This is a genomic window from Mesoflavibacter sp. (assembly GCF_964226795.1).
In the GTDB taxonomy this organism is placed as follows: Bacteria; Bacteroidota; Bacteroidia; order Flavobacteriales; family Flavobacteriaceae; genus Mesoflavibacter; species Mesoflavibacter zeaxanthinifaciens.
Map to the genome: position 1 here is coordinate 280224 of NZ_CAXQQP010000007.1, position 13094 is coordinate 293317.

General features: G+C 33.1%; 7 protein-coding genes. 4 read left to right on the plus strand and 3 right to left on the minus strand.

Translation table 11 applies throughout. The features are described 5' to 3' along the window. Window positions 1-2 precede the first annotated feature (2 nt). Entirely contained in the window at window positions 3-629 is a 627-nt protein-coding gene (rsmG, locus tag ACEQT4_RS06490; RefSeq protein WP_027881054.1) for a 16S rRNA (guanine(527)-N(7))-methyltransferase RsmG, read from the plus strand. A 56-nt stretch (window positions 630-685) separates the two neighbouring features. Here the strand turns inward: rsmG and metK are convergent, their stop codons facing one another. Further along, entirely contained in the window at window positions 686-1939 is a 1254-nt protein-coding gene (gene metK, locus ACEQT4_RS06495) for a methionine adenosyltransferase (protein WP_370226620.1), read from the minus strand. A 316-nt stretch (window positions 1940-2255) separates the two neighbouring features. On the opposite strand from metK, the gene ACEQT4_RS06500 reads away from it, so the two are divergent. Further along, a complete protein-coding gene (locus ACEQT4_RS06500) occupies window positions 2256-4835 on the plus strand; it encodes a phosphoenolpyruvate carboxylase (RefSeq protein ID WP_370226621.1) in 2580 nt (859 codons plus the stop codon). 168 nt (window positions 4836-5003) lie between these two features. Here the strand turns inward: ACEQT4_RS06500 and ACEQT4_RS06505 are convergent, their stop codons facing one another. Both ACEQT4_RS06505 and ACEQT4_RS06510 read right to left on the minus strand, forming a co-directional pair. After that, window positions 5004-6239 carry an ammonium transporter gene (locus tag ACEQT4_RS06505; protein WP_370226622.1) on the minus strand — a complete coding sequence of 412 codons (1236 nt, stop codon included), beginning with the start codon at window positions 6237-6239 and terminating at the stop codon, window positions 5004-5006. 11 nt (window positions 6240-6250) lie between these two features. Continuing rightward, window positions 6251-6589: a P-II family nitrogen regulator gene (locus ACEQT4_RS06510; protein ID WP_370226623.1), complete on the minus strand. Its 339-nt coding sequence runs from the start codon at window positions 6587-6589 to the stop codon at window positions 6251-6253. 440 nt (window positions 6590-7029) lie between these two features. Here ACEQT4_RS06510 and gltB point away from each other — a divergent pair, with 440 nt between their 5' ends. Both gltB and ACEQT4_RS06520 read left to right on the plus strand, forming a co-directional pair. Further along, window positions 7030-11535 (plus strand): glutamate synthase large subunit, encoded by a 4506-nt coding sequence (gltB, locus tag ACEQT4_RS06515; RefSeq protein WP_370226625.1) that lies wholly within the window; start codon window positions 7030-7032, stop codon window positions 11533-11535. 4 nt (window positions 11536-11539) lie between these two features. Beyond that, window positions 11540-13006, plus strand: a complete 1467-nt coding sequence (locus ACEQT4_RS06520) for a glutamate synthase subunit beta (RefSeq protein WP_370226626.1) — start codon at window positions 11540-11542, stop codon at window positions 13004-13006. The last annotated feature ends 88 nt before the right edge of the window (window positions 13007-13094 follow it).

Consider the following 13094-nt stretch of genomic DNA (forward strand, 5'->3'; position numbering starts at 1 on the left):
CCATGGAACTCATTTTAAAATATTTTCCTGATTTAACAGAGAAACAAATTGCTCAATTTGAAGCTTTAGAAGATTTATATAAAGATTGGAACTTAAAGATAAACGTCGTATCAAGAAAAGATATTGACGAATTGTATTTAAGACACGTTTTACACTCATTAGCTATTGCAAAAGTTATAAATTTTAAAGACGGAAGTTCTTTGATGGATGTAGGTACTGGTGGCGGTTTTCCGGGTATACCGTTGGCTATTTTATTTCCTAATTGTCAATTTCATTTAGTAGATAGTATTAATAAAAAACTAAATGTTGTAAGAGAAGTAATGGCTGGTTTAGAGCTTGAAAATGTAAAAGTAACACATACTAGAGTTGAAGAGATTAATGAAACTTACGATTTTATTATTAGTCGTGCAGTTGCAGCAATGCCAACTTTTGTACATTGGGTAAAGGGTAAGATAGCTAAACCACAGAATAATGATTTGAAAAATGGAATTATTTATTTAAAAGGTGGTGATTTAACTGAAGAATTAAAAGATTATCAAACCACGACTATTTATAATATATCAGACTTTTTTGAAGAAGATTTTTTCGAAACCAAAAAAGTAGTTCATCTACCATTAAAATGGAAATAAATAAATAAAAAAGCCTTTTCATATCGAAAAGGCTTTTTTATTTTGATTTATAAGAATTATAACCCAAATTCAGTTTTTACTTTTTCAACATAGTCAAGTTTTTCCCATGTAAATAATTCAACATCTAATGTTACATTTTCACCATTAGGTTGTTCAAAAGTTTTAGTAACAACTTCGTTTTGTCTTCCCATATGTCCATAAGCTGCAGTTTCGCTGTATATAGGGTTACGTAGTTTTAAACGTTCTTCAATAGCTGCTGGACGCATATCAAATATTTTTGAGACTTTTTCTGCAATTTCTCCGTCGGTCATGTTAAAAGGACAAGTTCCGTAAGTATCAATAAAAATCCCCATTGGTTCTACAACACCAATAGCATAACTTACTTGTACTAAAACCTCGTCACAAACTCCAGCAGCAACAAGATTTTTAGCAATATGTCTAGTTGCGTAAGCAGCACTACGGTCTACTTTACTTGGGTCTTTTCCTGAAAAAGCACCACCACCATGTGCGCCTTTTCCACCATAAGTGTCTACTATAATTTTACGACCTGTTAATCCTGTGTCGCCATGTGGTCCTCCAATTACAAATTTTCCTGTTGGATTGATGTGGTATTTAATGTCGTCATTAAATAGCCCTTTTAATTCTTCAGGTAAAGTTGCAACAACTCTTGGGATTAAAATTTCAATAATATCCTTTTTAATTTTTGCTAGCATGGTAGCTTCATCTGCAAAATCGTCATGTTGTGTAGAGACTACGATAGCATCAATACGTTGAGGTACGTTATCATCACTATACTCGATAGTTACCTGGCTTTTAGAATCTGGTCTTAAGTAAGTAATATCTTTGTTTTCGCGTCTTAAAATTGCTAATTCTTTTAAGATTTTATGAGATAAATCTAATGCAAGTGGCATGTAGTTTTCAGTCTCGCGTGTTGCATAACCAAACATCATACCTTGGTCACCAGCGCCTTGCTCTTCTTTAGTAGCACGGTCTACACCACGACTAATGTCGTCACTTTGCTCATGTATTGCACTAAAAACACCGCAAGAGTTGCCGTCAAACATATATTCTCCTTTGGTGTAACCAATTTTATTTATAGTATCTCTTGCAATTTTTTGAACGTCTAAATAAGTGTTAGACTTAACCTCTCCAGCTAAAACCACTTGACCAGTCGTAACCAACGTTTCGCAAGCAACTTTGCTTTCTTTGTCAAATGCTAAAAAATTATCAATTAAAGCATCACTAATTTGATCTGCTACTTTATCTGGATGTCCTTCAGATACACTTTCTGATGTAAATAAATACGCCATTTTAAATTTAATTTATAGGTAAGATTTGACACGTGCGTCTCAAGGAAGTATTACTGCCTTTAGCATTTTTTATGGAGGTTGCAATCAGTCAAATCTTTCCTCTGTTTTTTTGAGCGACAAATGTACTAAAATAAAATAATTTAAAAACTGGTAAGACGTTAAAATTATTATAACAATAACTTCAAATACAAGAAGAAAAAAAAATATTAATTACGAAAAGGTTTTCTCTAATTTAATCTTAAAAAACGGGTTATACTTTGTTAAGTTTAAGAAGCTTCATTAACTTTAAGCTTAATAAAAAAAATAAAAGATAAATATGCCTTTACAGCCAAAATTAACTCGTTTTAATCAAAATGTTTTGTCAAAATACCAAATCTACAATAGTATTTTTATGACTCTGCCTTTTGATACAATTACAAAAACTGGTGTCTTATTACCGTTGTTTCATGAAACGTGTCAGAAAGGTTTTAAAGATGGGCAAAATCCAACTGAAATTGTAGAAACCTTCTTTGAAAAATACCAAGCAAGACGAAGTGAAGAAAGCCGAATAAATCTTATGTTTAGGTTTATTCAATATATAGAAAGACAAGTTGTTTTGTTTGATGCTATTGAAGATGCTGCATTTCCTGTAGTAAATAATATGGATGGTATTGGTACGTTAAGAAGTTTAAAAGAATCTACTAGAGCAAGTGGAAAATTAGACGAGCTACGTGAATATTTAGAAGAATTTAAAGTGCGAATAGTACTTACTGCACATCCAACTCAATTTTATCCAGGTTCTGTTCTGGCGATTATTACAGATTTAACAGAAGCAATAAAAGATAATGATTTATTAAGGATTAACGAATTATTAGCCCAATTAGGGAAAACACCTTTCTTTAAAGATAAAAAGCCTACACCATACGATGAGGCTGTAAGTTTAATTTGGTATTTAGAAAACGTGTTTTACTATTCTTTTGGTAAAATATTCGATTACATTCAAAGTAATATTTTTGAAGGACAAGAAGTAAATAACGATATCATTAATGTTGGCTTTTGGCCAGGAGGAGATAGAGATGGTAATCCATTTGTTACACCAGAAATTACTCTGAAAGTAGCAAATAAATTAAGAGAAGCAATAATAAAAAACTACTATAGGGATATAAGACAATTAAAAAGAAAGTTAACCTTTGAAGGTGTAGAAGATAGAGTTTTAAAATTAGAGTCGCAACTATACAGTATTGTGCTTCAACAAGAATCAGATTTAACACTTCAAAACTTTACTGAAGAATTAGAAGCTATAAAAAAAGTAATTATAGAAAAACATCAATCACTTTACGTAGATGAATTAACAAGTCTACTTAATAAAGTGAAATTGTTTGGTTTTCATTTTTCAAATTTAGATATCCGTCAAGATAGTCGTGCACATGCTAAGGTGTTTAACACTATGGTTGATACTTTAATTGAAAACGGTAGTGATATTTTTCCTAAAAATTATCACGATTTAAGTGAAAAAGAACAAGTGCAATTACTTTCTAAAGTAAAAGGAAAAGTGGATTTATCGTTAATAAAAGATGAAGAAGCTTTAAAAGCACTTAAGACTATTGAGGTCATAAAAACCATCCAAGAAAATAATGGAGAGCGCGCAGCAAACCGTTACATAATTAGTAACAACCAAACCACATTAAATGTGATGCAGTTATTTGCAATGCTTAAACTAGTAGCGTTTCATGATAAACTAACTGTAGATATTGGTCCGTTGTTTGAAACCATTACAGATTTAGAAAACGCACATTTGGTAATGGAAGAGTTGTATACAAATCCAGAATATAGTGCACATTTAAAATCTAGAGGTAACAAACAAACCATCATGTTAGGTTTTAGTGATGGTACAAAAGATGGTGGTTACCTAATGGCTAATTGGGCAATATATAAAGCTAAAGAACGCCTAACTGAAGTATCAAGAAAATATGATGTAACTGTAATTTTCTTTGATGGACGTGGCGGACCGCCAGCACGTGGAGGAGGAAAAACACACAACTTTTACGCGTCTTTGGGACCAACTATTGAGGATAAAGAAGTGCAGTTAACCATTCAAGGACAGACAATAAGTTCTAATTTTGGGACATTAGAATCTTCACAATATAACTTAGAACAATTAATAAGTTCTGGACTTTACAATAGTTTAAGTGATACAGATTTAAGAATGGTACCAGAAAATAGAGAAGTAATGGATAATTTAGCAAAACTAAGTTACGAAGCTTATTCTAACTTTAAACAACATGAAAAATTTATTCCTTATTTAGAGCACATGAGTACTTTAAAATATTATGCTAAAACAAATATTGGTAGTCGTCCGTCAAAAAGAGGGAAATCTGAAGGTTTAGTTTTTGAGGATTTAAGAGCAATACCTTTTGTTGGGTCTTGGAGTCAGTTAAAGCAAAACGTGCCTGGATTTTTTGGTGTAGGAACAGCGCTTAAATATTATGAGGATGCAGGCGAATTTGATAAAGTGCAAGCGTTATTTAAATCATCAAATTTCTTTAGAACATTAATAGAAAACAGTATGATGTCCTTATCAAAATCGTTTTTTGATTTGACTAAATATATGAGTGAAGATCCTGAATATGGTGAGTTTTGGAATATTATCTATAAAGAGTTTGAAACCTCTAAACGTCTAATTTTAAAGCTAACTGGTTATAAAGAATTAATGCAGGAAGAGCCAGCAGGAAAAGCTTCAATAAATGTTAGGGAATCTATAGTGTTACCTTTATTAACTATACAACAATATGCCTTGAAGAAAATTCAAGAACTGCAAAAAGATGGCGTGACAGAAGGTAAAGAGTTAGAAGTGTATCAAAAAATGGTAACACGCTCTTTATTTGGTAATATTAACGCTAGTCGTAATTCAGCTTAAAATTTATAATAAATTAACTTCCAAAAAGGCACTTTTTAAAGTGTCTTTTTTTGTTTCTTTATCTATTAAAATTGGAAAAGCCTCAAAGCTTATACAACTTTGAGGCTTGACACTAACTAACAAACTAAATAAAAATAGTTACTTAAAACCACTTTAAATTTTAATATTCTAATGTTCGTTTAATCTAAAATCTGGATACGCACTCATACCGTGTTCGTATTCATCTAATCCATTAATTTCTTCATCTTCAGAGACTCTGATGCCTGTTAATTTTTTCAGTGTAAATAATATTATAAATGAGGTGACTAAACAGAAAACAGCATAAGCAGCAACACCTATTAATTGGTTTAAAAATTGATCAAAACCAGCAAGATTTCCAAATATACCTACAGCTAATGTTCCCCAAATACCACATATTAAATGTACAGCAATAGCGCCAACAGGATCATCAAGTCTAATTTTATCAACTAATGCTACAGCGCCTACAATCAATCCGCCAGCAACAACTCCAATTAAGATAGCATCTGTTGGTGACATTTGATCAGCTCCAGCGGTAATACCTACTAAACCACCTAAAATTCCATTTAAAAACATCGTTAAATCATAGTTTTTATAAGCTAACGTTGAAATTAAAAAAGAAGAAACGCCTCCACCTGCAGCAGCTAAAGAAGTAGTCACTAAAGTAAGTGACGTTGCTGTTGGATCTGCAGATAAAACTGATCCGCCATTAAACCCAAACCAGCCTAGCCATAAGATTAACACACCAGCAGTAGCTAATGGTAAATTATGGCCAAGAATTACAAAGGACTTTCCGTCTTTAAATTTTCCAATACGTGCGCCAAGTAACCAAACAGCAACTAAAGCTGCCCAACCACCAACGGAGTGTACTAATGTTGAGCCAGCAAAGTCATAAAAACCTAGTTGGTCTAGCCAACCTTCTCCCCATTTCCAAGAGCCAGCAATTGGGTAAACTAAACCTACGTATATAATTGTAAAAATCATAAATGGTCCAATTTTAATGCGTTCGGCAACTGCTCCAGAAACTATAGTTGCAGCTGTTGCAGCAAACATTCCTTGAAATAAAAAGTCAGTCCAATATGTGTATCCTGCGTTATAATTAAGGTCTAATGTGCCTTCAGTGGTTACAGGTGAATTTAACCCAAAACCAGAGAAACCAAAAAAGCCTGAAGCGCCTTCTTCAAATCCTGGATACATTAGATTAAATCCAACTAAACAATATAATAGTAATCCTACGCAGATAATAAATATGTTTTTAAATAATATGTTAATGGTATTTTTTTGTCTTGTCAATCCTATTTCTAATAGAGAAAAGCCAAGATGCATAAAAAAAACTAAGGCTGTACAGATCATCATCCATACATTATTTGTGGTTAATAATTCCATTTTGTTTTTAGTTAGTTTAAAGTGTTTCCTCCTTTTTCTCCTGTTCTTATTCGATAAACTTCTTCAATATTTGAAACAAAGATTTTCCCATCTCCAACTTCACCTGTTTTTCCTGCTTCAATTATAGTTTGTACAGTAACGTCTAAAAATTCATCATTAACAACAATTGACAAGTAGCGACGTTGTATGTCACTTGTGCTGTATGATACACCTCTGTAAACATGTCCTATCTTTTCGTTACCCAAACCAGTAACATCCCAATAGGAAAAAAAATTTACTCCAACTTCATGAAGTGCTTTTTTTACAGCAGAAAACTTAGACTTTCTAATTATTGCTTCTACTTTTTTCATTTGTTTAGTTTTTTTTTTGTTAGTTGTTGTGTTAAAGCTAATAAAAAAGATGTTTAGCCCTATAAAATTAAGGGGTAATGTTTTAATTTTTGATAAATTGATATTTTTAACCCTTAAAAGTTAAGGGTGAAATATTTATATTTAAAAATATTATTAAATTCTTAATTGGTATTTTGAGTAAATCTCAACGAATAGATGTTTTTGTTGAATTTATTTTTGATTTTCTTCTTTTGCGAAAAGGTTTTCGTAACAAATCGTCTTTTTTGCTGAAAATTATCATTAGTTATTTCTTATTTTTTAGCGGTTCATTTTGATAATATCTTATAAAAAATTAATGTCATTATTAAATATGGAAAAATGATTTCACTTCTTTCATATTAGGATGTATCACAGTATCTTAGGGTGAATACAACTAACAAACTCTTTAAAATTTTTGCATTATGTTAAAGCAACAAGGACTTTATTTTCCAGAATTTGAGCATGACAATTGTGGAGCAGGATTTATTTGCAGTCTTAAAGGAAATAAATCTAATAACATCATACATAAAGCATTAGAAATTCTTGAGAAATTAGAACATCGTGGTGCTGTAAGTAGTGACGGAAAAACAGGCGATGGTGCAGGTATTTTAATAGATATTCCGCATGATTTTTTTGTGAAAAACTGCAGTTTTATTTTGCCAAAACCTGGTGAGTATGCTGTAAGTAATATGTTCTTGCCTCAAAAGGAAAATCAACGCAATTTCTGTATTGATATTTTCACAAAATATGTTGAAGAACAAGAGTTAGAAATTTTAGGATGGAGAGATGTGCCTGTAGACACTTCGGTTTTAGGTAAAATTGCTGCAGAAACAGAGCCTTTTGTAAAACAAGTCTTTGTAGGTAAATCCGATAAAAAACAATCAGATTTTGATTTCAATTTAAAACTTTTTACAGCAAGAAAACAAGCAGAACATGCTATTAGAAATTCAAAGTTATCTGAAAGTTCAAGGTTTTATTTGCCTAGTCTTTCAACCAAAACCATAATATACAAAGGACTATTAATTCCTGAAGATATAAAGCTGTATTATACAGATTTACAAGATCCAACCTTAGTCACGCGTTTGGCGTTGGTGCATCAGCGTTTTTCAACTAACACATTTCCTACTTGGGATTTGGCACAACCTTTTAGATATATGTGTCATAATGGTGAAATTAATACACTTCGCGGAAATGTATCACGCATACTTTCTCGTCAAGAATTAATGGAAAGTGATTGGTTTGGAGAAGATATAAAAAGTATTTTCCCAATTGTAATACCAGGAAAATCAGATTCTGCTTCTATGGATATGGTTGTTGAATTATTATTAATGACAGGAAGAACGTTACCAGAAGTTATGATGATGTTAGTGCCCGAAGCTTGGGAGAAAAACTCAGAAATGTCTGAAGCTAAAAAGGCGTTTTACGAGTATAATTCTTGTATTATGGAACCTTGGGACGGACCAGCATCAATACCGTTTACAGATGGTAATTATATCGGTGCTGTCTTGGATAGAAATGGTTTACGACCGTCAAGATATTCTGTCACTAAAGATGGATATGTAATTATGTCTTCAGAAACTGGAGTGATAGAAATTGATCCTAAAAACATAGAAAAACACGGTCGTTTAGAACCAGGGAAAATGTTTTTGGTAGACATGAATCAAGGTCGAATTATTAATGATGAAGAAATTAAAGCAGATATTGTTACCAAACATCCTTATAAAAAATGGTTAGATAAAAACTTAGTGCACTTGGCAGATATACCTGCAAAAAAAGGACCAATAAAACACAAAGAAGACGCATTAGACAAAAGACAAGTTGTATTTGGGTATACGCAAGAAGATTTAAACACCATTATCAAACCTATGGCACAGCTAGGAAAAGAGCCAATAGGATCTATGGGAAATGATACGCCTATTGCAGTGCTTTCTCAAAAACCACAACTAATTTACAACTATTTTAAACAGCTTTTTGCCCAAGTTACAAATCCGCCATTAGATGGTATTCGCGAAAAATTAATTACAGATATTAGTTTGACTTTAGGTAGCGATACTAATATTTTCAAGATTAACGAAGATCAATGTCGAAAGTTGAAAATTCAAAATCCAGTCATTTCAAAACACGATTTAGATAAGATAAAAAACTATAAAAATAATCCAGATTTTGTAGTTAGTACGATATCAATGTTGTATGAAGTTGATAAAGGCTTAAACGGTTTGGAAGCAGCGTTAGAAGATTTGGTAAAGCAGGCTTCAAAAGCTATAGATAAAGGAGGAAATATTATCATACTTTCTGATAGAGGTGTAAACAAAAAACTAGCACCAATTCCTGCATTAATGGCGTGTTCATATGTAAATCACGAATTGTATAAAATAGGAAAACGTGCCAAGGTTAGCCTAATTATCGAGTCTGCAGAACCAAGAGAAGTCCATCATTTTGCACTACTGTTTGGTTACGGTGCAAGTGCAATAAACCCTTACATCGTAAACGAAATTGTTTACAATCAAGTTGAAAATAAAGAAATAGAAAATTTAGATTACCTACCGGCTATTAAAAATTACAACAAAGCTGTTGGGATGGGTATTCTTAAAGTAATGAACAAAATCGGTATTTCAACACTTAATTCTTATCGCGGATCTCAACTTTTTGAATGTGTAGGATTAAACACAAAAATTGTAAACGATTATTTTCCAAATACAATCACAAGAATACAAGGTGTTGGCTTACGCGAAATTGAAAAAGAAATTTACAAGCGTCACAAAAAAGCCTACAAAACAGATGAAGTTGATGCCGATTTAAATTTAGAATTTGGTGGACAATACAAATGGAGACGTCATGGCGAAAAACATACGTTTAATCCATTAACTGTTGCAAAACTTCAAGAAGCTGTGAGAAGTAATAAGCACAAGACATATAAAGAATATTCCGATTTAATTAACGAGCAAAGCAAACAGTTAATGACCATTCGTGGCTTATTCGAATTTACTAACTACGATCCAATTCCTTTAGAAGAAGTCGAACCGTGGACAGAAATTGTAAAACGCTTCAAAACAGGAGCAATGTCTTATGGATCTATTAGTAAAGAAGCGCATGAAAATTTAGCAATTGCGATGAATCGTATTGGAGGAAAATCCAATTCTGGTGAAGGAGGAGAAAATGAAGAACGTTTTTATAAAGACTTAAACGGAGATTGGAAAAACTCGGCAATAAAGCAAGTTGCATCAGGTCGTTTTGGTGTGACGTCAAATTATTTAACCAATGCGTCAGAAATTCAAATAAAAATGGCGCAAGGTGCAAAACCTGGAGAAGGTGGACAATTACCTGGTCCAAAAGTAAATCCAGATATTGCAAAAACACGTAATTCTACACCTTATGTTGGTCTAATTTCTCCGCCGCCACATCACGATATTTATTCTATCGAAGACTTATCACAATTAATTTATGATTTAAAATCGGCTAATCGTGACGCGCGAATTAATGTAAAATTAGTATCCGAAGTCGGTGTTGGTACCGTAGCTGCTGGTGTTGCAAAAGCAAAAGGCGATGTGATTTTAATTTCGGGTCACGATGGTGGTACTGGTGCTTCGCCTTTAACATCATTAAAACACGCAGGTTTACCATGGGAATTAGGTTTAGCTGAAGCACAACAAACTTTAGTAATGAATGATTTGAGAAATCGTGTAGTTTTAGAATGCGACGGACAATTAAAAACAGGTCGTGATGTTGCTATTGCTTGTCTTTTAGGTGCTGAAGAATTCGGTTTCGCAACAGCGCCATTAGTGGCTTCTGGCTGTATTATGATGCGTGTTTGTCACTTAAATACGTGTCCAGTTGGTATTGCAACTCAAAATCCAGAACTACGTAAAAAATTCAAAGGAAAACCCGAACATGTGGTTAACTTCATGTATTTCGTAGCTCAAGAATTAAGAGAAATTATGGCGCAACTTGGTTTTAGAACCGTTAATGAAATGGTCGGTCAAGTTCAAAAATTAAACAGAAATAATACCATTAAACATTATAAGGCTTTAGGTCTAGATTTAACGCCAATTTTACATCAAGTAGATGCGCCAAAAGACGCTAAATTTTATAACACCGAAAAGCAAGATCATGCTTTAGATTCGGCTTTAGATTTTAAAATTATTAGTCAAGCACATCCGGCGTTATTCAGAAAAGAAAAAACAGTACTAGAATCAAAAATAACTAATCGTAATCGTGCATTTGGAGCGATTTTAAGTAACGAAATTTCAAAAATTTATGGAGCACAAGGTTTACCAGATAACACGTTAAAAATCAATTTTACTGGTGCTGCAGGACAAAGTTTTGGTGCATTTGCAACCAAAGGTTTAACCTTGGTAATAAATGGTAACTCTAACGATTATTTAGGTAAAGGATTGTCTGGTGCAAAAATAGTGGTAAAAGTTCCTGACGAGTCCACTTTAGTACCTGAAGAAAATATCATTATTGGTAACGTAGCGCTTTATGGTGCAACGTCTGGTGAAGCTTATATTAACGGAAAAGCTGGCGAGCGTTTCTGTGTGCGTAATTCTGGTGCAAGTGCTGTTGTAGAAGGTATTGGTGATCATGGTTGCGAATATATGACTGGCGGACGTGCTGTAATTTTAGGTGAAGTTGGTCGTAATTTTGGAGCAGGAATGAGTGGCGGAATTGCATACATCTACGATCCAAAAAACATCTTTGAACAACATTGTAATAAAGAAGGATTAAATCTTGATCCAGTTGAAACTGCTGAAGATATTTCAGAATTAAAAGACTTAATAGAGAATCATTACAACGCAACATTAAGTCCGTTAGCACAACGTATTCTCGAAAATTGGCAAACAGAATTGCCAAAATTCATTAAGGTATTACCAGAAGAATACAAACAAGCATTAATAAGAATAGCAGAAGAGCAAACTGTAAAAGCTTAAAATTATGGGAAAGACAACAGGATTTCTAGAATATAAAAGAGAAGACGAAGGTTATTTAAAAGTAGAAAATCGTCTAAAAAATTATAAAGAATTTACAGTGCCTTTAAAAGAGGAAAAACTCAAAAATCAAGGCGCTAGATGTATGGATTGCGGTATTCCGTTTTGTCATAGCGGTTGCCCATTGGGTAATTTAATTCCCGATTTTAACGATAAAGTCTACAAAGGACGATGGAAAGAAGCAGCACAAATTTTACATTCAACAAATAATTTTCCAGAATTTACAGGACGTTTATGTCCAGCACCTTGTGAAGAAGCGTGCGTATTAGGTATTAACGAAGATCCAGTAAATATAGAAAATATTGAAAAAAATATTGCCGAAATCGCCTTTAAAGAAGGTTGGGTAGAAGCGCATCCGCCAAAGCATCGTACAGGTAAAAAAGTTGCTGTTGTAGGTTCTGGTCCGTCAGGTTTAGCAGCTGCTCAGCAATTAAATAGAGCAGGACATTTAGTAACGGTTTTTGAGCGTGACGCTAAAGTTGGTGGTTTATTGCGTTATGGTATTCCTGATTTTAAGTTAGAAAAGAAAATTATAGATAGACGTATTAAAATTCTTGAAGACGAAGGTATAACATTTAAAACCAATGCTCATGTTGGACAAAATATAAGTGTTGAAACGTTAAAAGCAGATTTTGATGTGATTCTTTTATGTGGCGGTGCAACTGTTAGGCGTAATATTCCTATAAAAGGAAATCATCTAAAAGGTGTACACCAAGCAATGGAATTTCTAAAGAAAAATAACCAACATGTTGATGGATTGATAGATGAAGATGAAATTATTTCAGCAAAAAATAAAAAAGTAATTGTCATTGGTGGCGGCGATACAGGTAGTGATTGTATTGGTACAAGTAATCGTCATGGTGCAACATCGGTAACAAATTTTGAAATTTTGAGCAAACCAACTAAAGGTCGTCCAGCGCATCAACCTTGGCCTTATTGGCCTATGCGATTAAAAACAACAACGTCTCATAAAGAAGGCGTAGAACGTTTTTTTAGTATTTCAACTAAAGAATTTTTAGGTGATAAAAACGGAAATTTAATTGGTTTAAAAACGGTTGAAGTCGAATGGATTTTTAAAGAAGGCGAAAGACCAGAACTTAAAGAATTACCAGATACCGAAAAAACTTGGGACTGCGATTTAGCGTTGTTAGCACTTGGTTTTACCGGTGCCGAAAAAACTTTAGTAGAACAATTTGGTCTAGAAATGGATTTTAGATCCAACATCAAAGCAACCGAAAAAGATTATGCAACCAACGTAAAAGGTGTTTTTACAGCAGGAGATATGCGTCGCGGTCAGTCGTTAATTGTTTGGGCAATTTCCGAAGGTCGTCAAGCAGCACATCACGTAGATGCTTTTTTAATAGGAAAATCTAATTTACCATTAAAAGAAGAAGGTGATTTACCAAGAGTGTAATCGTGTAATTTGGAGTTTAATTAAATAATTTCAATATTTGATTATCAAGATGAGCAAACAAATCGTAAATATCATTTCAATTATTAGC